The organism is Olivibacter sp. CPCC 100613 (assembly GCF_036959255.1).
Classification (GTDB): domain Bacteria; phylum Bacteroidota; class Bacteroidia; order Sphingobacteriales; family Sphingobacteriaceae; genus Olivibacter.
Map to the genome: position 1 here is coordinate 66,839 of NZ_JAWMTI010000002.1, position 25,546 is coordinate 92,384.

Annotated in this window: 18 protein-coding genes; 9 read left to right on the forward strand and 9 right to left on the reverse strand. The window is 40.2% G+C overall.

Translation table 11 applies throughout. The annotated features are described in order from the left end of the window. Positions 1-23 precede the first annotated feature (23 nt). Positions 24-476: a VOC family protein gene (locus tag RYH73_RS06795; protein ID WP_335312662.1), complete on the forward strand. Its 453-nt coding sequence runs from the start codon at positions 24-26 to the stop codon at positions 474-476. 117 nt (positions 477-593) lie between these two features. On the opposite strand, the gene RYH73_RS06800 is transcribed toward RYH73_RS06795, so the two are convergent. Next, positions 594-2,018, reverse strand: coding sequence for a sugar MFS transporter (locus RYH73_RS06800; RefSeq protein WP_335312663.1), 1,425 nt, complete (start codon positions 2,016-2,018; stop codon positions 594-596). Between the two features lie 105 nt (positions 2,019-2,123). Continuing rightward, complete coding sequence (locus tag RYH73_RS06805; RefSeq protein WP_335312664.1) at positions 2,124-3,095, reverse strand: TIGR01212 family radical SAM protein; 972 nt, start codon at positions 3,093-3,095, stop codon at positions 2,124-2,126. 207 nt (positions 3,096-3,302) lie between these two features. Between RYH73_RS06805 and RYH73_RS06810 the strand changes: the two genes are divergently transcribed. Both RYH73_RS06810 and RYH73_RS06815 read left to right on the forward strand, forming a co-directional pair. Continuing rightward, positions 3,303-3,476, forward strand: a complete 174-nt coding sequence (locus tag RYH73_RS06810; RefSeq protein ID WP_335312665.1) for a hypothetical protein — start codon at positions 3,303-3,305, stop codon at positions 3,474-3,476. Between the two features lie 89 nt (positions 3,477-3,565). Continuing rightward, complete coding sequence (locus tag RYH73_RS06815) at positions 3,566-4,375, forward strand: hypothetical protein (protein ID WP_335312666.1); 810 nt, start codon at positions 3,566-3,568, stop codon at positions 4,373-4,375. A gap of 24 nt (positions 4,376-4,399) precedes the next feature. On the opposite strand, the gene RYH73_RS06820 is transcribed toward RYH73_RS06815, so the two are convergent. From RYH73_RS06820 to nagA, 3 genes are all read right to left on the reverse strand, one after another. Beyond that, positions 4,400-5,290, reverse strand: coding sequence for an alkaline phosphatase (locus tag RYH73_RS06820; RefSeq protein WP_335312667.1), 891 nt, complete (start codon positions 5,288-5,290; stop codon positions 4,400-4,402). A 164-nt stretch (positions 5,291-5,454) separates the two neighbouring features. Continuing rightward, complete coding sequence (locus RYH73_RS06825) at positions 5,455-6,456, reverse strand: acyl-ACP desaturase (RefSeq protein ID WP_335312668.1); 1,002 nt, start codon at positions 6,454-6,456, stop codon at positions 5,455-5,457. Positions 6,457-6,626: 170 nt separating this feature from the next. Further along, a complete protein-coding gene (gene nagA / locus RYH73_RS06830) occupies positions 6,627-7,742 on the reverse strand; it encodes an N-acetylglucosamine-6-phosphate deacetylase (protein ID WP_335312669.1) in 1,116 nt (371 codons plus the stop codon). A 145-nt stretch (positions 7,743-7,887) separates the two neighbouring features. Between nagA and RYH73_RS06835 the strand changes: the two genes are divergently transcribed. The 4 genes from RYH73_RS06835 (at position 7,888) to RYH73_RS06850 (ending at position 13,147) form a co-directional block, all read left to right on the forward strand. Then, on the forward strand, positions 7,888-8,673 hold the full coding sequence (locus tag RYH73_RS06835; protein WP_335312670.1) for an N-formylglutamate amidohydrolase: 786 nt from the start codon (positions 7,888-7,890) through the stop codon (positions 8,671-8,673). Further along, positions 8,674-10,533 (forward strand): flavohemoglobin expression-modulating QEGLA motif protein, encoded by a 1,860-nt coding sequence (locus RYH73_RS06840; protein ID WP_335312671.1) that lies wholly within the window; start codon positions 8,674-8,676, stop codon positions 10,531-10,533. Between the two features lie 51 nt (positions 10,534-10,584). Further along, positions 10,585-11,598 carry a glutathione synthetase gene (locus RYH73_RS06845; protein WP_335312672.1) on the forward strand — a complete coding sequence of 338 codons (1,014 nt, stop codon included), beginning with the start codon at positions 10,585-10,587 and terminating at the stop codon, positions 11,596-11,598. 505 nt (positions 11,599-12,103) lie between these two features. Continuing rightward, the gene (locus RYH73_RS06850; protein WP_335312673.1) at positions 12,104-13,147 is read left to right on the forward strand and encodes a flavin reductase family protein; all 1,044 of its coding nucleotides are present in this window, start codon (positions 12,104-12,106) and stop codon (positions 13,145-13,147) included. 421 nt (positions 13,148-13,568) lie between these two features. Here the strand turns inward: RYH73_RS06850 and RYH73_RS06855 are convergent, their stop codons facing one another. Continuing rightward, a complete protein-coding gene (locus tag RYH73_RS06855; protein ID WP_335312674.1) occupies positions 13,569-13,898 on the reverse strand; it encodes a DMT family transporter in 330 nt (109 codons plus the stop codon). Between the two features lie 290 nt (positions 13,899-14,188). Here RYH73_RS06855 and RYH73_RS06860 point away from each other — a divergent pair, with 290 nt between their 5' ends. Beyond that, positions 14,189-16,159 (forward strand): tetratricopeptide repeat-containing sensor histidine kinase, encoded by a 1,971-nt coding sequence (locus RYH73_RS06860; protein ID WP_335312675.1) that lies wholly within the window; start codon positions 14,189-14,191, stop codon positions 16,157-16,159. Then, complete coding sequence (locus RYH73_RS06865; RefSeq protein WP_335312676.1) at positions 16,156-16,779, forward strand: response regulator transcription factor; 624 nt, start codon at positions 16,156-16,158, stop codon at positions 16,777-16,779. Before RYH73_RS06860 ends, RYH73_RS06865 begins: the two co-directional genes overlap by 4 nt. Before the next feature lie 78 nt (positions 16,780-16,857). Here the strand turns inward: RYH73_RS06865 and pbpC are convergent, their stop codons facing one another. The 3 genes from pbpC to RYH73_RS06880 all read right to left on the reverse strand — a co-directional run bounded on the left by pbpC (position 16,858) and on the right by RYH73_RS06880 (position 25,437). After that, positions 16,858-19,125 carry a penicillin-binding protein 1C gene (gene pbpC, locus RYH73_RS06870; protein ID WP_335312677.1) on the reverse strand — a complete coding sequence of 756 codons (2,268 nt, stop codon included), beginning with the start codon at positions 19,123-19,125 and terminating at the stop codon, positions 16,858-16,860. Between the two features lie 213 nt (positions 19,126-19,338). Beyond that, entirely contained in the window at positions 19,339-24,840 is a 5,502-nt protein-coding gene (locus RYH73_RS06875) for an alpha-2-macroglobulin family protein (protein ID WP_335312678.1), read from the reverse strand. Between the two features lie 150 nt (positions 24,841-24,990). Continuing rightward, entirely contained in the window at positions 24,991-25,437 is a 447-nt protein-coding gene (locus tag RYH73_RS06880; protein WP_335312679.1) for a DoxX family protein, read from the reverse strand. Positions 25,438-25,546: the final 109 nt, after the last annotated feature.

The following is a 25,546-nucleotide window of genomic DNA, read 5'->3' on the forward strand; positions in this document are numbered from 1 at the left end:
CTTTATTTTTAGAAAATTTTAACATGAGAATCACTGGAATTTTATTAGCGAGTTTTTTCTTTTTCGGGACAGGTTTGCTACGAGCCCAACAAAAAAACACATTGAAATTAAACCATATTGCCGTATATGTGGAAAACTTGCAAAAAAGTACTGCTTTTTATAAGGATGTTTTACAGCTCACGGAAATTCCAGAACCCTTTCATGATGGTTTACACACCTGGTTTACGATAGGTGCAGCGGGTAGTTTACACCTCATACAAGGCGCTAAGGGTGGTATAGAACGAGATAAGAATGATCACCTGTGTTTTAGCACAAACGACATACAGACTTTCATCCACAATTTGGAAAACCGCCAGATCACCTATTTTGACTGGCCTGGCAAGAAGGGAAAGGTTACAACCAGGGTAGATGGTGTCCATCAGATATATTTCCGAGATCCCGATGGACACTGGATAGAAATCAATGATGAAAAATAAACTATTTGTTAAGTAGTCGAGTGGTTAAATAGTTAAGTCGCTAAGTGGTTGAGCAGTCAAATCATCATAGGAAGAAACGCTCAACCACTTAACTTATTTAATCGTTAAATGAATCGGCTAATGCCCTCCAGCTACAGGTCCTGTATGTTCAACATTCTTAAGTTTTTTCGAACAGTAGATACCAAAACCAAAAATGTAAACATAGCAAATAACCGGTAAGATCAATGATAGTTGAACGCCCAGATAATCAGCTAACGCCCCTTGGATGACAGGGACAATAGCACCTCCTAAAATTGCCATAACTAATAATGAAGATCCTTGGCTCGTATATTTTCCGAGACCGGCAATGGATAAGGTGTATATATTCGAGAACATGATGGAGTTAAATATACCAATTCCCAATATTGAATACATGGCATAGGCGCCTGTATTGGTAATGCTGGAGATTAGTAATAACACGTTAATGCCGGCGAATATAGCAAGCGTACGTGCAGGGGCAGCCTTTCCAACCAAAAAACCAAGTAAATTCAGCACAATAAATACCAAGAAGAAGCTTACTTGTGAAAAAGTTAAATCAACTAAACTGAAGATTAACAAAAATACAAGTGTCGCCATGCCTATCATATAAATAAGTTTCTTGGAAAAATTGATATTGTGATTCAGATAAATAGCTCCTAAGAATCGTCCAATCATTGCCCCACCCCAATAAAGTGAAAGGTAATTTTTACTGATAGATTCCGTGAAACCCATTATTTGTTCCTGTTCAAGAAAACTGATAATAAAACTACCAATCGCCACCTCAGCACCAACATAACAAAAAATTCCTAAAACCCCCAAGCGCAAATGGGTGAATTTTAATGCCCCAAGTCCTTTAACATCTTTTTCTTCGTCGCTTGATTCGAAAGAAGGCAGTTTTACGGTCGAGATAAAGAGCGCTACCAACAATAAAATGACCGCAAAAATAAGATAAGGGATACGCGTAGCCTGTGGACTGATTGAATCGCCATCGGCAAAAAACTCGAATATAAGGTGCCCACCCAATACAGGTGCAATGGTAGTTCCCAATGCATTAAATGCCTGTGTCATGTTAAGTCGGCTCGAAGCGCCATCTTCGGGGCCTAATAAGGAAACATAGGCATTCGCAGTAATCTGTAAAATCGTAAAGCCTAAACCCAATACAAAAAGTGCCGTTAAAAACAAGCCGTATAGAGAAGTAGTAGCCGCAGGCCAGAACAAAACACATCCTATTGCCGACAATATAATCCCTGCGATGATTGATTTTTTATAACCGATCTTATTGACCGGATCACCCCATTTGGAAGATACAATAAAGTAAATCAACGACCCAATAAAGTACGCGCCGAAAAAGCAGAATTGCACCAGCATAGACTCGAAAAAGCTCAGACTGAATAACTGCTTTAAGTAGGGAATTAAAATATCATTCATGCAAGTGATAAAGCCCCACATGAAAAATAAGATCGTTAAGGTAATCAACGGCACCAAATAGCGCTGGCCGGAGGAAGAGGTTTGGATATTACTCATGAATAGTACGTTTAATATAGTTTTATTCCAATACGCATTGAAAGTACGCTACGAATATACATTTTTGGATTTTAAAAACAACTCAATTAATGCGACTAAATCAATTTAAAACGTATTAGCAGAATTTGAAATCTCTGTATATTGCGATCCCTGTATTGCACCTTTCCTCTCCAATTGCTTATCGATGTAGGTTTGGATACTTGATTTTCCCAGTCCCCAATTCGGGGCGATTAATAATTCTTGATCGGCTAAACCAAAAAGTCGTTGTATGACAATGTCAGGACGCAATAGTGGAATAAATTCACACAGAAAATCTGTATAGCTTTCCAAGCTAAAGAGTGGAAAAGGGCTGCGCTTATATTGAACTCCCATAATGGATCCCTCCACAATATGCAGATGATGTAATTTCACGAATTTTATTTGTGGAAAACGATTGATCTCTTCGGCATATTTCAACATCATCTCCTTCGTCTCCCAAGGAAAGCCAAAGATCGTGTGAACACAAATGTCCATCGGACTGTTTTGCACCAAATTGAGCGCTTTTTCGAGCTCTTCGTGCGAACATCCTCGATTAATCCGACTTAAGGTGTCATTGTAAATTGATTCCATTCCCATCTCCAAATCTACATCGAGCTGATCCGTATAACTTTCCAGTAAGGCTATTTTCTCGAAATCAATGCAATCTGGCCGTGTACCAACGGATAGTCCGACTACGTTTTCCGGTGCTATACTTAATGCTTCGTCATACATAGCTTTGAGATAATGTACGGGCGCGTAAGTGTTTGTGTTCGGCTGAAAATAAATAACAAATTTTTCGGCAGCATAGCTTTTAATAGCTCGCTCTATTCCCTGTTCTACCTGCTCTCTAATAGTGGGCAATTTACGAGCACTATCCGGTGTAAAGGAATCAACATTACAATAAGAACAACCACCAAACCCTTTACTCCCATCTCGGTTGGGGCATGTAAAATTGCCATCGACAATAATCTTAAAAACACGCTTATCATTATATTTCTTTTTTAGATAGGCACCGTAATGGTTGTAAGGTTTTATTCCTGAATCTAGTAGCGTTCCCATAATAAGGGCAAAGGTAATTATTTCCTATGTAAATATTTGTTTTTATCAATCCGCTCGCTCCCGACAAAAGAAAGCACCAAAATCTTAAGCCCTAGTTTACAAGGTTAATGATTGCTCGATCAATTTATATTTTGTTAAACAAACTGGACGGACAACCTGTTATTCAAAAACAAAATCAGGTTAAACATCAAAGAAAGGAGCTTTAATATGAAGGCAGGACAAAAATCAGTCACCCAAAAAACCACTTTTGTCGGAACTACAACGGCCGATAAAGCTTTCAAAGATCAAAAAATATTAAAACGGCACCAAGGGCTACCGAATGCCGGCGGACGTTCAGCCGATTCCGGTGCCCGAACAGAAAATGAAAAAAGTAAAAACTGACGAGCGTATGAGTTTGCACACAGATAACATTTGAGACTTTATTTTTATTTTTGCCGTCAACATTATCAATAAAGTTTCAAAATCTATATATGTTATCAAAAAAGAAAGCACTCATCATTGGTTGCGGGTGGGTAGGTATTCGTTTTGCCCAAAAACTAATAACCATTGACTTTGACGTAACGGCTACAACTACTTCTGATTTTAAAATAAATACCTTAAATCATTTAGGTGTTCGCGCTTTTTTGCTGGATTTCAGTAAGGAACCGATTCCGGAGATGGAGAATTCGGTAAGCAATCAACTTTTTGATATTGTACTAATTAGTGTTCCTGCCAAAAAACGTGAGGATTTTATTAACTGTATAAAAAAATTCGAGAGTCTGAGTCAGTTTCTTCAAAAAATCCGGGCAAAGTCGATGGTTTATTTAAGTTCAGTTGGTATTTATCCGACGTCACCACATCCTATTGGTGAAATGGATATACCAAATCAATTGCTCGATCCAAAGCTGTATCGGGCCGAACAAATACTTACTACCGCGGTTGCACAACTAAATATTTTACGACTAGGGGGTATTTTCGGTGATAATCGTATTCCCGGCAGGCACTTTAGCGCTAAGCGATGCGAGGTAGGTAGCCAATTTGCAAATTATATCCACGTGGAAGATATCCACGCCATTATTTTAAGTCTATACGATGAGGGTATACATGGAAAGCTTTATAATGCGGTCTCGCCGTTCCATCCACAGAAAAAAGAAATCATTCTTCAAATGGTCAAAAAATATGGTTTTGCTCTTCCTAGTTCGTTTGAAAACCGACCATTTGAGCACAAACTCGTTTCTTCGGAGAAACTAATCACAGATTTAAACTATCAGTTTATATACGAAAGTCCTCTCGATTACTAAAAAAATAGGCCGACCCAATTTCGATCATCTATTGACAAACGCTTCTGTGACTGCTTTACCGCGCCATGCCCTCGGTTCTTCCAAACCAAGGATCCAAGCAATCGTTGCTGCTGTGTCGTAGGTAATAATCGGATCGGATAGCTCATACCCTTTTTTAACACCCACACCATTGATAATCCAAGGTATTTGAACTTCATCCAACGATTTTCCACCGTGCCCCTTGTCTTTTCCGCCGTGGTCAGCCGAAACAATAATAACCGTCTCTTCGGCAATCGCAGCTTGCTGTACGGCTGCTACAATTGCTCCGATGCGCTCATCCACCTTATGAAGCGCCTCATAATATGCAGGTGTACGATGACCTATATGATGTCCGGTATGATCCGGCTCGTCAAAATGAATAAACGTGAACAAAGGTTTATCTTCAATAATGGTTTCTACTGCTTTTTCCAAGCAAATTTCTTCATCGTCATTCGCCGGAAACACCTTATTTATTGCTTCCTTTTCTATTAGGGAACCAATACCTGGCCAGCTATATATGGCGGCGGTATATGCATGAGGGCGCTGATCTCGAATGATACTAAAAACACTTGGAAATAGCTTATAATGTGTCGTATAAATGGAAGGTATTTCGGGGGTTTTGCTTCCCCATTCCGTATAACCATGTAATGTTGGCCCCGCCCCCATCAACATGGAAGCCCAATTTACCGCGCTTGATGACGGCAGTACGGATCTGGCTTTTAATGTCCAAGCTCCTGTTTCCATGAGCTTTTTGAGATTTGGCATATTAGCTTCAGGTAAAGCATAGGCCCCAAAGCCATCACAACCGATAAGGATAATATGTTTAACATGCTTGACCTGGGCATTTAACACAAAAGAGGAGACGAGTAGAACGATTACGCTGATTAGTTTCTTCATTTGAATGTTTTTAAAATCCGAAAGGCTAAACTAATATTTTAATATTAACAAACAAAGTTTACTAATATCAAAAACAAAACGCAATCGATTGCTCAATTTTTAAACAAAAAAGGACCTAACAGCATCGTCCGTTAGATCCTTTTTTCTCTTCTTTCAAAGAGGTTTTATCGATCCCCATGAATCCATTTGAAATTATATTGTTTCACCGGATCTTTCATTCGATCAGCAATGCGAATTAACCGGTCCGGTAAACGCATTAAATAATCTCTAGCGCGCTCTCCCGCTTCATTCAAATTCAACATGGCGTCTAGTTTCCATTCGTTCAAGAGATCTTTCAGAATGTCTACGTAATCCAGTGCTGTATAGACACCTAACCGTTGGGCGGCATCTGAAAAATGTGAAAAGAGTTCACCCTGTGGTTCACCCGCCTCCCTTAAAAAATGAGCTGGCATTACAATTTTCTTTTTCATCATATCTTCAAAAGCAATTAACACTTCGTTAGCATCAACTTCTGCTGCTTTAGAGATAAAGGACATATAGGCCTTTGCATGGCGAGCCTCATCTGAAGCGATGACACCACACATCTTTGCCAACAATTTGTCTCCTGATTGTTTCGCTAAACCGGCAACCCGTCTATGCGAAACATTGGTAGCAAGTTCTTGAAAAGAGGTATAAATAAAATTTCTATAGGGATCTCGGCCAGTTCCAATATCAAAACCATCCTGCAATAAATACTGCACAGAAATTTCGAATTGCCTCATATCAACTCTTCCCGATAAGTATATGTATTTGTTCAAAAGATCACCATGTCGATTTTCTTCCGCTGTCCATGCACGAACCCACTTCATCCAACCACCTTGCTCATGCTTTTCAACATCTTCCACCATTGTTAACCACGATTCGTAGGTAGGCAACGCTTCTTCCGTTACCGTGTCACCTATCAAAACCGCGACCAAATCGTAGGGCAGCTCCTTTGCGCTATCTTGCAAATCCTTCACCTCTTGAAAAAAAGTATCTCGAGAGGCATCTGGTAAAAAGTCAGCTGGTTGCCACATTTGTTCAACGGGCTTCAAATATTCACTCATCTCATTGAGCATAAATGGCTCAAGATAGGTCATCACTTCTTTTCTCGATCCCTCATGTATCGGTTGCATGGTATTTTCCATATAGAAGACAAATATACATATATGGATATAAAATAACGATTAGCGGACTATATCCATTTACAACAACAACACCTTCCTACTAAACAAACAATTTATTATCAGGTTTTTAAAAAAAAATAGCGCGCGCTAAATTCGTAATTTAATGCCGAAGAGTTGTTCGCTGCCGAGTCTTATTCAGGTTTTTTTGAATATAAAACGCGCGCATGCTGCAATGCAGCATCAAAACCGGTAAATCGGGCAGGATAACCTGGTGCAATTTTCCCAATACGATGATGAAGACCTACAGCTTCGGCAGGGCGACGTGTTGCCATTTCAATGGCTTCTTGTATGGAAGCACCTAAGTGCTTAATGGCATTTTGAACCGCATCCATGAGAGAAATATTAGCACCAGCCAAATTCCCTTCACTGTTGACGTATTCATCGTTTTTCAGTGTTGCATCAAATTCTTCCCACTGAAAATGGGTCTTCTTTTTTCCGAGAAATAAGGCATCAGAAATTAAAAAAAATTTATCCCGTTTTAGTTTATAAGCGATGGCAGCCGCTGCAAAATCAACATGCCTTCCATCTAACACAATCGGTGCATAAACGCGTTCATCCGCTAACACTGCGCCCACCACGCCAGGGCTTCGATGTTGGAATGGAGACATTGCATTAAATAAATGTGTCACCTGTTTAACGCCTTGGTCGAAAGCACGATTTGCTTCTTCGAATGAGGCATTGGTATGACCTATCGCTAACGCAATTCCTGAGTCTTGAAGAAGCGCAAGCATATCTTGATCAAATACTTCCGGTGCAAGAGTCATCTGTAAAATCGTATCTTTTCCATATTTTATAATTTCCTCAATTAAAGCTCTCTCCGGTTTTCTGATATATTTTAATAGATGTGCCCCCCTCTTCACCGGATTAATAAAGGGCCCTTCCAAGTGCATTCCTAAAATACCTGACTGTGGATGCTTTTTTTTATAGTTTTTTACCGACTCAATACCCATTAAAATATTGTCCATGGAAGAAGTAATAAGCGTTGGCAGCACAAAGGCAGTTCCGTCAGCCAAACAGGTTTCTTCTATGTCTGACAAACAGTCTTCATGAGGATGTGCGGTGAAATGGTAGGTCGCTCCCCCATTTACTTGGATATCAAAAAAACCAGGTGCGATATGCTCAACAACTTCATCTGCGTCTTTTGCATTTCCTTGGTTGATTGCAACGATATGCCCCTTCTCGCAGGTGATTAGTTGTTTCTCTAATACGGTTTCTCCTGTGTATACGTGATTTGCAAATATTTTCATTACAATGGTTTTTCTAACGTTAGCTATTTTACTATTTTCTATGATCTCTATTTTCCTAAGCTACGCTGCTAAAGGTAATGGTTTTCATGCTAAGAATACAAGATGAAACAATGCTTTCTTTTAGCTGTTATTTCACTAAACTAAAATGAAATTTCAAATTCACATAGAACGCGTTAAAAGCCCAATCGTCGCAACGGCTATCCACGATGGGCATTACATACCACCGGTGCTTCGATCCAAGATGTTTTTAGCTGAAAATGAACGCATGCACGAGGAAGATCCTTATACGGCAGAGATGATCAATTTGCCCGTCAATCGAATTCTTGTCGATTATTCCAGATTCATAGTGGATTTAAATCGACCGAGAGATCGCGCTATTTACCATTCACCTGATGAGGCGTGGGGACTAAGGGTATGGGCTACGGAAATCACAACGAAGCAAGAAAAAGAGATGCTGGCTTATTACGATAACTTCTATTCGGCGGTAAAGAAGTTATTGCAAGAACTTATAAAAAACTATGGTTATTTTATCGTACTCGATATTCATACTTACAACCATCGAAGGCAGGATCCTCATAAAAAAGCGCCGCTTGGCAAGAATCCGGAAATAAATATTGGGACAATCAATAACCTGCCCAAATGGCGTCCCATTATAAACACCTTTATAGATGTACTTTCGAAAACAATGATTCAGGATCATCTTCCTGATGTCAGGGAAAATGTCAAATTTAAAGGTGGGGCATTTTCTAACTGGATTTGCTCAACATTCGGTGAATATGGTGGTGTATTGTCGATTGAATTTAAAAAAACTTTTATGGATGAATGGACAGGCCGCGTCGATATTGACTATCTGATGGACATTCGAGCGGCGTTACGAAAGAGCATTCCTTTACTGGAAAATGAACTCACGAAACTTCAATCTGTAAAATAGATGAAGGAAATTAATATGGAGAAAAAACAAGAAAAGGTTTTAAATCAGCTTCGTGATAAGTTGAAAAAGGGCGAAGCGATCAGACTTTCCCTACCTAATAAAGGTCTACTCAAGATTGATAAACCTGTTCCTTTTCTTCTCGTCTATCGTGTACCGGAAAAGGGTAAAGACAATTTTACATATAACCTCGCTAAAACAGAATCTTCTTATTTAATCACATTCGACTATAAAACAGGTAAAATAGCAGGACTTTTGAAACTCATCACGGAATATTTAGCGGATCAATTTGGTGGCTTTATACTGGTAGAGGTTTGGCATCAGGAAAAATTGGATGGTCAGGCATTCACAATCCACATCAATCAAAAAGGGACATTGAGTATGGCGACCAAGCTGACCGAAGAGCTAAATGCATTGCTGATCGGTAATCAAAAAATCACGGCATCACTTGATAAACAAAAAACGTCCGTAGCCCCGCCCGGGCTTTCGTCACTGATCGATAAAAATACAGCAAAACAATCCGAAATTGTATTGGTTGGAGTAGAAATAGCACCTATTTACAATGATATTAAAACGGGTAAACCCTACCCATTATTTATGCGCGAATTACGCGCAGCTTTCGGTAAATCATTACGCAAGAGCCTATTTGAATTTGTACGTACGAATACTTCTTATAATGCGACGCACTTTGAAATGCTAGGCACAACCGTTTTGGACGATAAAGTTTGGACGATCGACAACGAATTGGCAGAATACAGTAATCTTTTCGATTTTCTTTTACTGGTAACTCCAATTAATACGAATGAGGCATGGAAAAACTTTGAAGATAGCAACTATTTGAAGGCACCGGTTTTTCACTACCGTCCGATGCCCATAGAACCCGAATTGATTAAACGAAAAATATATAACCTACCCATTGAGGACATATCTGACCCCACCATCGCCTTCCTTTTTAGGGATAAGCGAAAGGAAATAGACAGGATGCTTAATATGATGCTAGAACGAGAAAAACCGGATTTTATGCACAGCAGCTTACAAGTCTTCGGTAATATAGACGAGCATCTCTTGGATGTTGCCCGTGCCATTCTTGTTGCTGCTGAACCAGACCCGGAGCAAGCGAATCAGGACTTATTGGATGCGCAACAGTTTGCTCACATGGCTGAAGACGAACTAATGTGGCTCAAGCAGCAGGACGCCTCTATTCTAACCGCTGTACGTGTACGCGATGATGTTGACGGCGTTATGGTCTCCCGTGGTATACTTAATGTCAACAAAAATTACCAGATCTCGAAGCAACGTGCTTTCGCACTGATCCAGCACGAGATTGGAACCCATGTAGTCACTTATTATAATGGCAAAGCGCAGCCGCTCAAACTTTTCTACATTGGTGTACCCGGTTATGAGCAATTGCAAGAGGGCCTAGCCGTATTTGCTGAATATTTAAGCGGTGGATTAACAAACGAACGCTTGCGTATTTTGGCAGCACGTGTAGTCGCTGTCAATTCTATGATTACCGGAAATTCGTTTGTGGACACGTTTTTTCTATTAACAGACAAATACTTTTTTACACCTGAAACCGCCTTTCATATTACCATGCGTGTCTATCGCGGTGGTGGGCTCACTAAAGACGCCGTGTATCTGAAAGGATTACTCAATTTAATTGAATATATTAAACAAGACAATGATATCGCACCTTTGCTGATCGGTAAAATTCGTCAAGATTATATTCCAGTAATTAACGAATTGACTTTCAGAGGATTATTATCAAAAATCCCTATAAAACCGCGCTATTTGAGCAGCCCCTATTTGAAGCAAATCGATGCCATAAAGAAAGGAGGAAATATTTTCACCATGCTAAACTAAAGTTCATACTTCCTGTTACTTATAAAAATCAATACCTTAAAACTATTTCTGATGAAAATCGCATTTATTGTGAATCAACTAATGAAAGAAGCAACGCCGTATACAACCACTGGATTGGCCTTTCAAGCTCATAAAATGGGACATGAAGTTTATTATTTGGGAGTTGGTGACCTCGCTTACTTTGGTGATGACCAAATGGGGGGACTGGCACGTAAGGTTCCGACGAAACAGTTTCGTTCGCCTGATACCTTTTTACAGGCTCTCAAAGAAACGAACAAAGTTCAAATCAAAGCTGCCGATCTGGACGTGCTTTTGTTAAGGAATGACCCCTCGGCGGATATTGATAAGCGCCCCTGGGCACAAAATGCCGGTATCGTATTTGGCCAATTAGCGCAAAACCAAGGTGTCTTGGTCTTAAATGATCCTGCCAGTTTATCACAGGCATCCAATAAAATGTATTTTCAATATTTTCCAAAGGAGGTCCGACCCGAAACCATTATCACGAGAAACGTAGACGATATCGAGGCATTTTATAAGAGCAATGGAAATAAAATCATTCTCAAACCGCTCCAAGGATCCGGCGGAAGGAATGTTTTTCTCATCAACAAGCAAGAGGTAAAGAATCTTAATCAAATTGTGGACGCTATTTGCCGCGACGGTTTTGTGATTGCACAGGAGTACCTTCCTGCAGCTAAGAATGGTGATATTCGCTTGTTTTTACTAGATGGCGATCCAATAGTCGTCAATGGTCACTATGCAGCGATCCATCGTCAACAAAAAAAAGGTGAAATCAGGAGCAACATACATCAAGGTGGTACCGCAGGTAAAGCTAGGATGACAAAACGGATTAAAGAAATTGTAGAGCTCGTGGGTCCAAAGCTCAAAAATGACGGCATGTTTCTGACCGGTTTGGATATCGTCGGCGATAAACTCATGGAAGTAAACGTATTCAGTCCCGGCGGCTTGGTACATGCCTGCGAGCTATATGATGCCGACTTCTACACACCTGTTATAAAAGCAATAGAGCAGAAAGTAAATGGCCAAAGCCTGGGGTCTCGCTCTTAAAAAAGAACGCTTATTTTAGTCACTTTTTCCCGCAAAAAGTGACGCAAAAACTTATCGCTTGGAACTTTGCTATAAGCGGTAGTGCATCAACGTGCAAACCGCAAACTTCCTAGGCGATACTTTGGCAGAACGGATGGCTTTTACTTTTAACCGAACATACTTACTTTAGCCCTAAATATAGCCCTGTGCGTGAGAAGAATGGCCTTGGAGGATACCGAGGCAACGAACAGCAAAGCATTTGCATCTCTGTTCATTGTGCCGTATCCAAGCGGATTGAGGAAGTGAAACGGCTGCAATACGCACTGTTGATGCTTTGCAATCAGGTGCAAGGTAGCCTACATAGCCTTGGGTTTTGTTCAACTTTTTGCCAAGAAAAAGTTGATTAAGAAAAAGGTTCTTTTAATATAAACATCTCCATCTATATGTTAAAAGCGAAATCCCGGTAGACAAAGCAAGTAACTTTGTCTAATAGAAAGTAATTGCTATCTTGGGGAGATTAAGTGATATGAACAGTCTTTCTACCCTTTTACGTATAACATCGATTAAAACAGAGACGGTAGACACTAAATCTTTTACGCTAGAAACAGTCGATGGCAAACCATTGGTTTACAAACCGGGGCAATTTTTGACCCTACTATTTAAGCACAGCAATGGTGATGAAGTAAGGAGAAGTTATTCCATAAGTTCATCCACTACGCTTGAGGAGCCTCTTACAATCACAATTAAAAAGATACCCAATGGCGAATTTTCTCGAAAAATGGTTGATCAAGCGAGAGAAGGGAATTTGCTTAATAGCATAGGAGCAGCGGGTCTTTTCACCCTGCCTGATTCCTATCCTGCTCATCAACGATTTTGTTTTTTAGCAGCAGGTAGCGGCATCACACCCATATTCGCCCAGATCAAATCGATTCTTTATGGTTCGGCGAATCGTGTTATTTTGATCTATAGTAATAGAAGTGCTTCTTCAACAATTTTTTTAGATGAAATTCTTCAACTGAAAGACCAATTCAAAGACCAACTTATGCTCGAATTGCTTTTCAGTGAATCGGCAATCCTAACACAAAGCCGGCTAACACAAGGTGTATTGGATCAATTGGCGCAAAAACACGCGCTTTATAAAGATGATGACACCTTGTTTTACCTATGTGGTCCAAGTGCTTATATGCGTATGATCAATATTAAATTACGTGCCGAGGGTATTTCTCCTGAATCGATCAAAAAGGAGCTTTTTCTTGTAGAAGCTCCGACTCACAAGTTAGCGGAACCACCCGATACCGATCGTCATTCCGTTACTATATACTACAATAATCGTAGCTTTACGATCGAAGTACAATACCCGGAGTCTATTCTCGCAACAGCGAAAAAGCAAGGTGAGCAACTTCCTTATAGTTGTGAAACGGGGCAATGCGGCACTTGTGCAGCAATCTGTACGAGTGGCAAAGTCTGGATGCGCTACAATGAAGTATTAGGGAAAAAAGCACTAACTGATGGCTATATACTTACCTGTACCGGCTATCCTATTGATGGCCCTGTTACGTTGAAACTTTAGCAAATTACACACATGTTGCGAAGGGAAAACAACAGTAAAAGCAAAATTCCAATGTAAAAAATTGAGGCTGCAAATGCGCACCAACCCCGGTTTGTTTTTTTATTTGCTAATGACGCCGAAGCCAACACCAACGAAACAGGGGCTGGAATGACAATCCCATATTCCCACAAATTTGTATTATCCATGATAAACAACATCATAAAGCTGAAGCAAGCAAAACAAACGGAGAACAATGAAAGGTTAGCTAATCTTTTAGCAAGGTAGTTTGATTTTGACCAATTACTTCGATAAGGCATAAAAATCGTTATCTAATTTAAAAAATAGGGACCTCATCCATTTAGTGAATCGGCGTTGATGTAGTTTCGCCCGTTTCATCATCTCGCTCATACGCTCTGAAATAGATGCTTCAACACTAATTGTATTAGTGCACAGAGGTCTTTGAAAAGAGATTAATAATCACGACTCCCACAATGATCAATACAATCCCGACCACCATCGGCCAATCAGGAGTCTGTTTATAAAGCAAGGCACCAACAACACTGATGAGTACAATACCTATACCCGACCAAATCGCATAGGCAATACCTATAGGAATAGACTTGAGCGTGGCACTTAAAAAATAAAAAGCAGCTATATAGCCAAGAATGGTTATAATGGTTGGAAAAGGCTTCGTAAATTGTTCAGATGCCTTTAGCGAAGCCGTAGCAACCGTTTCCAAAACAATTGCCAACAGAAGAAACAAATACTTCATTCTTTCAAATTGTCATCATGCTATAAGGGATTACAAAAAAGGCAAGTGAAGTCACTTGCCTGGTTTTTCATGTGTGTTTAATCTAATCTCGATTCAACCTTACAAAGATATAATTTATTATGCATACATAAAATAGTTGTTTTCAGGTATTTTGCGCAGCGACAGCGGTTCTCTATCGCAAAACACAAGAAAATAGTCAAAATCACGTATTTTTATCTGCTCCCTGAAAATCGGGGTTTTATGATTTGCTTTGTTTCACTGCTACAAAAAAAACTAACTTGCCATACAATATGAGGCTCCTTGCAAAACATATGCTGATTAGCTTGCTCGCTACTGTGCTTTTTTTGCCTGCAAAAGGCAAACAGCATTCCTCTTTAATCGACAGTTTAAAAAGAGAACTGAAGAATGCCTCCTCAGATACGTTAAAAGCACGTTTATACACAAGTATTGGAAGCCAGCTCGCCTCCTCTGACAGCACGAATGGTTTCCAATTTCTGGAGAAGGGATTAAACTCCGCTTTAGCAAGTCGAGAAGACTATTATATAGCAAATAGTTATGCCTCATTGGCCCGATTCTTCCAAATATATTATTTGATGGATAGCGCGGAAGTCTATTATCAAAAAGCCGAACATCTACTACTCAAAAGTGCCAATGTTCGACATCAAAAGCTATTACTTTTTGTCAAACAAAATCATCTTACCATAAAAATCAGCAAAGAACCGGATAAAGCGCTGAACGAAGCACTTTCTCTTGTACCGCTGGCATACAAAGTGGGTGATGAAGTTACGTTGGGGAATCTATATAATAATATTGGTGTCTGGTTTATGAATATCAGTCAATACGCAAAGGCCATACAATATTTTAAAAAAAGTGTAGCCGTAAAGATTGTAGAACGCAAACAGTATGCTCGTTTTGCCTATTCCTATGTGAACTTAGCGGCCAGTTATTATAGAAGCGGTCAGATTGATGAAATGAAACCCTATTTGAACCAAGCCAAAAATTATCTGTTAAAAGCCAATGATCGACGAGAGGTTTGGAGTTGGTATTACAATTATAGTGGTTTATATGCCTTTGAGAAGAAGCAATATCAGCGAGCGGAGGCCGATTTATTAGCGGGCCTATCAATTGCAAAAAGTGAAGCAGATGCACTGGCACAGAGCAATATTTTAGGCACGTTGGTGAAACTGAAACAAAGCACAGATGATAACGCCCATGCCTTATCCTATGCACAGGAGAATGTTCGTCTGAATTTAGAAGGCAGTCAATTAGGGGCATTGGAAGATCTGGCCAATATTTATGAAAATTTAGGTGATTATCAACATGCATACAAAGCAAAATCTTTATACGCTCATCTTGCTGACAGTCTCAATGAGGTCGAAAAAAAAGCAAATCTAAATGAGATTGAGGAGAAATTTCAAAGTGCGAATAAACAAAAGCAAATTTTACAGCTACAACATGAAAACGAAGTAAAGTCTTTTGCCCTGCAAAAAAATCGTCTTTATACCGGGTTGCTAACGGCTGTATCCTTGCTATTACTGACTTTAGCCATTTTGTATTTTCAATCCAATCGACATCATAAAAAGCAGCTCATACAGCACAAAAAATTATATCAATTGGAGATGGATAAGATTAGTCAACATAACCAGATATCCCTATTATCGGCTATGCTGAACGGACAAGAATCCGAACGAACTCGAATTGCCCGCGATCTTCATGATGGACTAGGTGGATTATTATCAGCCCTAAAAATAGAATTATCCAGTGCGTTAAAAGACAATAGTAGTCAAGATTCCCTTAAAAAAATTGATTATGCAGTAGATGAGTTACGGTTCATTTCGCAGAATCTGATGCCAGAGACCCTTTTAAAATATGGGCTCGGCGAAGCGATAAAGTCCTATTGTTCGCGTATGCGAAACAAAGGAATACGACTCCTATGTCAGTTATTTCACTACAATAACGAATTAGAACAAGAGAAGGAATTAATCCTATACAGGATCATGCAAGAGTTGGTTACCAACGCCATTCGCCATGCGAAGGCCCGTACCATTTTCGTCCAGCTTTTGAAAACCGAAGATAAGGTAACCTTAACTGTAGAAGATGACGGAAAAGGATTCGATAAATCAATATTAGCTAAGAACAGAACCGGAAATGGACTTACAAACATCCTCTCACGTATTGAATATATTCAAGGTGAGCTTGATGTGCATTCCGAAATCGGTAATGGAACAACTTTCACTATAGAATGTAATATAAAATCATGATAAAGGTTATTATAATAGACGATCATCCCATCGTCATCGACGGTTTAAAAAACTTGTTTGTCACCCATGAAGATATTTCTTTGGTTGATTCGTACAAATCAGGACAGGAAGCATTAGAGGCTTTGAAAGGAATTGATGTTGATGTTATTCTTTTAGACATCAACCTCCCCGATATGAACGGCATTAATTTGTGCAGCGATTTGAAGCGTATCCACCCCTCCTTGAAAATTATAGCACTTAGTTTACATAATGAGCACGCCGTTATTCGAAGTATGCTTCAAAATGGAGCCCTGGGTTATGTTATTAAAAATGCACCCGGTGACGAAATTCTAGAGGCGATACGAACGGTTGCAAAAGGGCAAAAATACCTATGCTCCGCTACACGCACCACAATGGCAAATGCAGAGGCTGATCAACATGTGACCGTTCCACTTATAACCCGACGCGAAAAGGAAGTGCTTCAACTTATTGGCAAAGGTCTTACAACACAGCAGGTTGCCGATCAACTTTTTATTAGTCCGCATACCGTGGAAAGTCATCGAAAAAAGTTAATGGAAAAATTTGAAGTTAACAATATCATCTCTGTGATAAAATTAGCAACTGATTACCGTTTATTGTGATTTGCTGAATCGCTGTTGAACAGAAAATAACTGATAATATGCAAAAAGGGACTTGTGCAGCAGATGGTTGCCAATCCCTTATTCATTGATCAGCTCAATTTTTCGGGCGATCTCCATCCCGTTTTCATCCACTACGGTAATGAGATAGTTACCGGATTTCAAGCTCAGTGGCATCTCGTGAAAAGTTTCCGTAGTTCCCAGGAACTGCTTATTTGCATACCAGAAGAGTTTTGCATTATCTTGTGAATGCGCAACTTTCAAAATGACAGGTTGTACCCTTCCATTAAAATCTTTTGTTAAATAGATTTTACTACGATAGTCTTTTGGATAGATAAAATCCATCCGCATCATTTGTGCTCCTTGGCAATCAGCCCGGAACGGAGGAAGTACTTTATAATTGGCATGTTTACTTTTGTAATACCATTCCATAACAGGTGGCAAGACAAACCAACTTTTGGAAACGAGTTGATCAATCGGTTCACAACTGCTATTTACGCGAAATTGGCCTGTGTGATCAAGATGAATTAATTGATGATACGGACAAGTCTTCGTTCGTATCCCGTTAATCGGGATATAGGCCTTTTTTCTCGGGCAATAATCACTTGCCAGGTAGCCACTTACTGCACAAATATCTTCCTCTATTAAATTGTTTATCGGACTGGAAAACCAAGCAGTCCTAGGAAGAAGTCTAAAAACATCAAACAATAAGGGTGCCGCACTCCCAACGCCGGTTAAAAGTGGCCGTCCCTCGCCCGTTGCGTTACCCACCCATACACCTACAACATAATCTTTGGTTGTACCGATGGCCCAAGCGTCCCTATTACCAAAACTGGTTCCCGTCTTCCAGGCTATTTCTAATGCAGAATCATAAAATTTCCAGGCTTCATCCCCGCTAGGTCTATTCACCTCCTTCATTGCATTATAAGTCAACCAAATAGATCCAGCGTCCAAAATAGTTTCCTGTTTTCTTTCTTTTCCAAATTCCACTTTATTATCAGCGTATAAATTCAATTCCGCAAACTCCCCATCTCGATATTTGCCATTGACATGGTAATAATTTAAAGTAGATGAAAGGTTTGCATACGTTCGGCATAAATCCCACAGATTGGATTCTGCCCCACCTAAAATCAGCGAAAGTCCATAATGATCGGGATGCTTATTAACATTTCTTAAATTAAACTTTTGTAACTCCTCATAGAATTTGTAGATGCCGTATTGTTGAAGCATCAATACCGCAGGGATATTAAGTGACCTCGCCAAGGCGCTATGAGCAGGTACAGCTCCATCGTAGGTTCGATTGAAATTTTCCGGACTATATCCAGCGATTTGAGTGGGGACATCTGCTACAAGGGTATTCGGTAATAATTTCCCATCGTTGAGCATTCCTGCGTAAAGCAATGGTTTCAATATGCTTCCGGTACTTCTTGGTGCTTCAACAATATCAACGTCCTTTTGATGCCATTTATCTGTCGGCGCATTTCCAACGTACGCCACGACGTTTCTACTTTTTACATCTACCACCAAAACCGCTAAATTGTATATTTCATTTTGTTTATATTGGAGATAATATTGCTCGGTCAACTCATTAATACGCTGTTGAAGCCCCATACGAATACTCGTTCTGATGCGCTTCCCTTTGTCCGTTTTTGTAAGCTTTGATAATAAATGTGGTGCAATCTGGGGGAGATCATAAGGCTTTTGCGGCAAAGGTTCCGCCAAGGAAAGCCTGTAAGTGGTTGAATCCATCAATTGTGCTTTATAGAGTTTACGCAAAAGGCGGTTTCTCTTCTCTAAAAGTATTTGCTGATTTTTCCCCGGGTAAATAAGGCTTGGTGCATTAGGAAGTACTGCCAACGTAGCAGCCTCTGCCCATGAAAGTTGATGAGGTTCGATACCAAAATAGCGCCACGAGGCCATTTCGAGTCCAACCACGTTGCCACCAAACGGAGCGTGCGCACCATATAAGCCCAATATTTCTTCTTTGCTATATCTCAGCTCAAGTCGAGTCGCCAGTATCAGCTCAATAAACTTTTCCCAATAGGTTCGCCGTTGGTGATTTCTTGAAAGCCTGATTACCTGTTGCGTAATGGTACTACCGCCGCGTACTATCGTATTCGCCTTGGTGTTCTGCACCAAAGCCTTGAACATAGCCACGGGGTTAAATCCGGGATGAAAATAAAAATGTTGATCTTCATAAGCGACGATACATTGTTTAAATTTTTCCGGAAGTGAATCTCGTTCCGGAAAACGCCACTGCCCATCAGAAGCAATCTTTGCACCCAGAAGGTGCCCTTGTGCATCCTCAATAACTGTTACATATGGATGATCAAAAAGTTTGCGAGGCAAAGAAAAATAGTAAACCAGTAAGATAAGCAAAACTAAAATACTTTTCTTTTTATTTTGCCCGATCCAACGCTTAATTATAAGCAGCTTTTTTTTCAACGATTCAATTTCTATTATTCAATGTTAAAGTGGTTCAGTCGTTAAGTAGTTGAGACGTCAAGTAGTTAAATCCGAATAACAAATAACTAACCTGTGCTCACAACCGGCAACGTGCAACTAATAACCAACAACTTCAATCCAAGTCCCTTTCGTCCGTACCAAGAATGAATTATCATACATCGCTTCACACTGGATACCCGGCAGATAATATTTACCCAAATAGGATGCATTTAATAAAATCTTGAAAGATCGACTTTCATTTCCGTTCAACGAAAAATAAAACGAATTCCGATCATCTCGTATATCAATATAATCCGCCTTATTTTGTCCGAAAGCACCGTAATCGGTATATCGTGTATTAACGACTTCCCATCCGGAAGGTAAGATTTGCGTTAATGCTAGATTATCCACGCGATCTAAACTTTGATTCTTAACCGTAACCACGGCAACAAACTCCGTACCCTGTTTAAGTGAAAGAACATCCAATGCCTGGTTCTGCCTGTCTAGAAACTGAATACCGGCAGTTAAGTTGCGTTGAAGCGCTTGCTCCTTTCCAACCGGTAAAACGCCACTGTTCAGCACCTTGACATACAGTGTATTTTTATCCTTATTTTTGATTTTTATGCTGCTAACTCCGCTGCCTATTGTTAAACCTTTGTCAGCAAAAGATTTGTTAGTCTTTATATCACCACTTTTTCCTTGATAGGTATAGCTTGCATGCACACCACCTTGGCCATTCGTTTTAGCAAATTTTGCCATGGCATACAGACTAAAGGAGGTGCTTTGTGTGCTCATCCAGGCGCCCGACGATAAATCCTTCGCTATTTTTGTCGCAAGGGTAAATGCTTTGGCAGTCTGATTAAGTAATAATAAAGTTTCGAGTACCATCGCTCTATTACGTTCAGGAGACCCATAATAGTAATAGCTGTATGTATTAGTTGAATCATCAATTGCGCTCGCATTTAACAATTCATTGCCAGCATGTTTTTGACCAGCCAAAGCATATGTCGCTGCCAAGCGTAGGCGTGTATCATTGGATATGCCAACAGTTTCCCTTAAACGATTCATGGAAGCCAAATCAGGAGCCCCTGCCAGCGCCAAGGTGTATAATCGATAGGCCTGTGCGAAATCACTGCCTCGATGGGCTTCCATACGCCATTGCCGTGATGCTCTTTGTTGATAACTGATCCATTTACTTTTGAAATCCACTGGCATGACATATCCCTTTGTCTCTGCCTCCAGCAAGAAATGCCCTGCATAGGACGTGCTCCAATCGTCAGCAGACTGTAAACCCGGCCAATAGACAAATCCACCGTCTCCTAACTGAAAAGAGGCTAATTTGTTTATACCTTCTACAACGTTTCGTTGAATGGCTTCACGTTTTGCACCATCTAGATCAACAATATCCGAAAGGTACAGCTGAGGGAACACACCGGAGGTCGTTTGTTCTAAACAACCATGTGGATATTGAATTAGGTAATTTAAGCGCGCATTAAGATCGATTGATGGAAAAGAGGAAAGCTCAAGACGTGCCTCATTACTACCTGCTACACCGAAGGGCTCCCACGTCAGTGTTCGTTCCTCATTCGCCTTTAAAACAACTTCCTTATAATCGTGTGTTACCGGGTTTGGGTTCGTGACATCAATTTCAATCGGATAAGAAGCTTGTTCTCGACCGGAAACAGCAAGCACCTCAACCTTTGCCACGCCCGTCATATCACCTACCTCCAAATCAAAATAAACCATTTTTTCATCGGGTTGACTAAAACTGATCGATTTAGTACGCGAACCAACTACTTTAATTCCATTACTTGTTTTTACCTGGATTTGTGCATTTTTAATCTGGTTTTCCATGGCAAAAACAGTTACTGGTAGGGTCACTTTCTCTCCAGGTGAAATCTTACGTGGCAACGAGGCCAAAACCATTAAAGGGCTTCTTACCGGACTTGTCTTTTCCGCACTTCCATAAGCACTCCGTTTTACATCACCCGCTACAACCATCGTACGTACCGATCCGATATAGTTCGGCAATTTCACCCGATGGCTATTGCTTCCGTTTTTCTTCAGATAAAACGGTCCGAGATAAATGACCACGGGTTTAAATCGATCGGCATGTTTATTTTCACCACCGCCAATATCCTCGTCACCACCGATACTAAATACCTGATTAATTTTGCCACCGTAGGCACCTATAACATCATTGTATACGTCCCATGTTTTAACCCCAAGGGCCTCGCGCGCATAAAATTTATCCCAGGCGTTCGGTGTTTTAAAACGCGTTAAATCAAGCAAGCCTTCATCTACGATGGCAACAGTGTAAGACATTTCCTGTCCTGCTTTCTCCTTCACTTGTATATTGACTGTCTGCTCCGGGCGTAACACATCCGGCATGGAAAGAACCGGTTCCAAAATTGTTTCCTTATTTAATACTTCTACGGGTACAACTCCATATAAACGAATCGGTGCATCATTCAATGTAGAAGCATGCGGTTGTAAAAGTGTGACGAATAAGTAGATGTTCGGTGCCATTTCTGCAGTGACCGGTATTTCCAGTTGGGTTTCTCCTTTCTTGGTTTCTACCCAATAGGTTGTAATTACTTTTGCACCGTTTTCTACTGAGACTAGGGCCCGACTTCCCTCGCTGGATGGGAATGAAACTTTTGCTTTTTCTCCCACATTGTACTTCGCTTTATCCGTAGAGAATACCAACATATTCGCATTCGTTCCATCCGTGTTTTTGGTCTTTGCCGACCAATAAGGCCAATCAATCAAAACAGTCTCACCACTCGCATGCCCACCGTCCAAATCCGTCACGCGCACGAAATACCTTCCCCAATCTTCATCATTCACCTTAAATTGGATGCTTGTTTTGCCATTGCCCCCTGTACTTACACGAAAGCTTTTGAAAGGTGTTTTGCTAGAAGAGGCGCTGTAGCTTGATAAATTATCATTCGAGGCGTCCCACCACCACCTCCAATCTACTTTATACACCTTTACTTCCAGATTGGGCGTTGCTTTGGGTCTGCCCTGTTCATCTACCGTGACTATATCGAATTGATTGCTTTTGCCCGTTTCTAACATGCCATATTTATTAGGCTCGGGAGATTTTAAACCGATATAGGTTTGGTAAGGCGAATAAGTAGCTGTGGCTACATCGGTACTGAAATCACCACCACTTTCATAAACTTTTGTAATAAACGAAGCCTTTAGCATACCTGGTGCCTGCCCATGGAGCTGTGGCTTAATACCAACCACAGCCTTTCCCGCTTCATCTATATTCCCCGCGAATACGTTAACTTCTTCCATATTGAAACTACGGGCAGGATCATCAAAGACATAGTTGGTGAATCCCTTAAAAATAGTTTTCATCTGATAGAATTTGGCCTGCATCTCCGTCTTTAAATTTTTAGCAATGGCTCCATGGAGCCAGGTTACCGAAATTTCGTCAGTTGTTGCACGATTAGCATGCAATACGCGATTAGCAAGTCTATTCTTTATCTTTAAGCGATTAGGCTTAATGGTTTCAATCTTAAGGCTTTTATAAAATTTAGCTCCCCCTACGCTCACCACAGCTTCCCAATTACCTGTTGGTGCATCTACTTTGGTTGGAACAATAAATCGATAATGGTTATTTTCATTGTACCGTTGTACCTGTTGTGCAACCACCTTACCTTTTGGATCTGTCAATCGTAGTTTGATCGGATGGGTAGCGGGTAACTTATTCGCTTGATCGTTCAACATAAAGGAAAGGAACAACGTATCGCCGGGTCGCCAAACCCCACGCTCGCCATAAAGGTATCCCTTCAAGCCTTTTTCCAATTCATAGCCTGATACGTCAAAATTGCTCAGTGATAAGGAAAGCCCCTCCTCCAATTTGACATAGGTGGTGTTATTATCTTTTTTTACAATCACAAAGTATCCCCTTTTGGTATTTTCCAATTGGGCAATTCCCTCCCCATTCGTGTTTACCTCCCCCACTTTCTGACGTTGATAGTCATAAAGCTCAATATGGGCTCCCGATACTGCTTGCGTTGTTACAATATTGTTCACCGCAAAAAAATAAGAGCCGTTTTTACCCATTTTGGCTATTACACCCAAATCAGTAGCCAAGACATTAGTTGAAACCTTGTTATCGTAATAATAATAAGAATTAGCACAGGGGTCCTCTCTTTCTTGCCAATTGTAATCATCATAATAAGGATAATCTTCTGACATGTTACCTCTGAAAGTTTCCTGTTCCTCTTCCAAACTTGGTTCTTCCGATTCGTCTTCTGCACTAACCTGATTCCCACATGGGTAAATTGAATAGGCTTTTTTATAACTAAATTCAACATGGTAGATCGCCCCCGGGTCCGGCTTAATCAAAGACGCCAAATCCAACGCAAAGACATTCCATTTGCCGTTGTTATAAAGTCTGTTTTGTGTCAATTCTATTCTCTTCTTCGCAATGGGCAATGCAACTTTCCGTAGGTTATAATTGCCGTTTAAATCATTATCCTGGAGAAACTGGAGAATATTATCTTGGTATATCTTATAGATCTTCACATCTACAGCTTTCAGGTTAGCTGCTTCAAAGTTAAGCTTTAGATTATTCGAGCTCGGAAGCAAGGTGCCATTTTTCAACAATCTTACCCCTGGTTTCGTCTGCTCAAAACGGATCTGCTTCGTGTAACCTTTTTTTAGTTTGGTCCCATCCGTATTCTCTACTCCTTGGAAGACCTCTAACAGACGCTCCCCTTTCAGCGCATCGGTTAAAAAAACCTTCAGTATATTCCCATCAACCGTGTATGTCAGGTTTTTTGCCGAATCAATGCTCACCAAGCCCTCAAAGTTTTGACTTTTTTTGAGTGGATCCGAAAAATTGATCAACAACAATTGGCTATTCTCTTCTGCTACGCTAGTCTTTAGCACCTTAAAATGACCTTTTGCAGCAATTTCTATTTCCTCAGATCCTTTTTGATCAATACCTAAGGCATTTCCATCCCATATTAATTTGATCGATTCGTCCTTCTGAGGCCTTTTAATACTGTCTATGATGAATCGGAATGCCGTTCCTGACTTCATTTGATCAAAACGTATCGGTAAACGTTTTCCTTGCTGCTCAGCATATACTAGTTTCGAAGCCATTTGTACATCCATCTCATCGCTGGTTCGCAAAATGGCTTGCTGAAACTGATAATCCTGATTATAGGATTGAAGTTCTTTGCTAAGCACTACAAAATCCTGCTTGATGGTTTTGATGGTAAAATTAAATGTTCTTAATTCTTTAGGCACATCGATAAGATCGTCAAGCTTAAACGAAATTTGATATTCCGTATCTTGTTTCAGCTGTTTCTTTGGCTTAAAAACTATAGTATTCTGCGATAGAGCTATTATTTTTCCCTCCACCTTGGGGTTAATTTCAAGAAGATCCGGGTCCAGCTCTTGATTAGGCGTCCACTCTCTTTTATTGAAATTTAGTACCACACGGATATCCGACTTCGCAGAAACAATGCCTGAGGTGAACTCAGCTATGTAATCCTTATACAAGGAAAAGTCAGAATCAAAATCTTTTCCGGATTTTTTTGTACAGGCAACAAAAAGGAAAAGAAAATAAATAAAGAGGTATTTTTTCTTCATAGGACAATTATATAAAAAAAGCCACCTTCGGTGAGAAGGCAGCTTAATCAATGTTATGAAATTTGACACAATCCATTTAGCCAGCTTCATTTATACCACAAAGCTAAAAGAAGCTGTTGGGTCTGAAAATACCTGTTTTCAGGTAATTTTCTAAAACCATCTTTTATTACCGGGTCTTCTCATCTCATGATCGAGTGAATATCGTCCCGATCCAACAATGAAGAAAACGATTAACAAGAGCAATACCAACAGAGAGAACCAAAATTCTGAGTTTAAAAAACTAAAACCATTGGTGATGTTTACAAAAAAAACCGCACCAAATAAAATCGGTAGCTGAAAAGCGATGGCCACCCTGGTTACCAATCCCAATGCAATAAAGATACCACCAACCAAATGTGCAAAAGCAATATAATGTACCGCTGACCAAATGGATAACTGGAAATGTGTATTTTCCAATAAGCGCGCCACTGAATCCGTATCAGCTATAAAACTTACGCCTTTTGCAAAAATAATAATACCCAACACAATTCTTACCGCATCCATCCAACGCGGGTGATGTGCATCTCCCCAATGTTCAATCCTGTGAATTAGGTTCATAATAACCTCCTTTCTAATTGGTTATATAAAGTTAGTAAAAATAAAATCGCATTTACAATTTTATTTTTATTTAGCAGGATGGTAAGCTGTGAAGGCCAAGGCGTGAGGC

Coding starts and splice junctions, on each gene's coding strand:
- RYH73_RS06795 (WP_335312662.1), top strand. CDS start 24: ATGAGAATCACTGGAATTTTATTAGCGAGTTTTTTCTTTTTCGGGACA.
- RYH73_RS06800 (WP_335312663.1), bottom strand. CDS start 2,018: ATGAGTAATATCCAAACCTCTTCCTCCGGCCAGCGCTATTTGGTGCCG.
- RYH73_RS06805 (WP_335312664.1), bottom strand. CDS start 3,095: ATGGGAACGCTACTAGATTCAGGAATAAAACCTTACAACCATTACGGT.
- RYH73_RS06810 (WP_335312665.1), top strand. CDS start 3,303: ATGAAGGCAGGACAAAAATCAGTCACCCAAAAAACCACTTTTGTCGGA.
- RYH73_RS06815 (WP_335312666.1), top strand. CDS start 3,566: ATGTTATCAAAAAAGAAAGCACTCATCATTGGTTGCGGGTGGGTAGGT.
- RYH73_RS06820 (WP_335312667.1), bottom strand. CDS start 5,290: ATGAAGAAACTAATCAGCGTAATCGTTCTACTCGTCTCCTCTTTTGTG.
- RYH73_RS06825 (WP_335312668.1), bottom strand. CDS start 6,456: ATGGAAAATACCATGCAACCGATACATGAGGGATCGAGAAAAGAAGTG.
- nagA (WP_335312669.1), bottom strand. CDS start 7,742: ATGAAAATATTTGCAAATCACGTATACACAGGAGAAACCGTATTAGAG.
- RYH73_RS06835 (WP_335312670.1), top strand. CDS start 7,888: ATGAAATTTCAAATTCACATAGAACGCGTTAAAAGCCCAATCGTCGCA.
- RYH73_RS06840 (WP_335312671.1), top strand. CDS start 8,674: ATGAAGGAAATTAATATGGAGAAAAAACAAGAAAAGGTTTTAAATCAG.
- RYH73_RS06845 (WP_335312672.1), top strand. CDS start 10,585: ATGAAAATCGCATTTATTGTGAATCAACTAATGAAAGAAGCAACGCCG.
- RYH73_RS06850 (WP_335312673.1), top strand. CDS start 12,104: ATGAACAGTCTTTCTACCCTTTTACGTATAACATCGATTAAAACAGAG.
- RYH73_RS06855 (WP_335312674.1), bottom strand. CDS start 13,898: ATGAAGTATTTGTTTCTTCTGTTGGCAATTGTTTTGGAAACGGTTGCT.
- RYH73_RS06860 (WP_335312675.1), top strand. CDS start 14,189: ATGAGGCTCCTTGCAAAACATATGCTGATTAGCTTGCTCGCTACTGTG.
- RYH73_RS06865 (WP_335312676.1), top strand. CDS start 16,156: ATGATAAAGGTTATTATAATAGACGATCATCCCATCGTCATCGACGGT.
- RYH73_RS06875 (WP_335312678.1), bottom strand. CDS start 24,840: ATGAAGAAAAAATACCTCTTTATTTATTTTCTTTTCCTTTTTGTTGCC.
- RYH73_RS06880 (WP_335312679.1), bottom strand. CDS start 25,437: ATGAACCTAATTCACAGGATTGAACATTGGGGAGATGCACATCACCCG.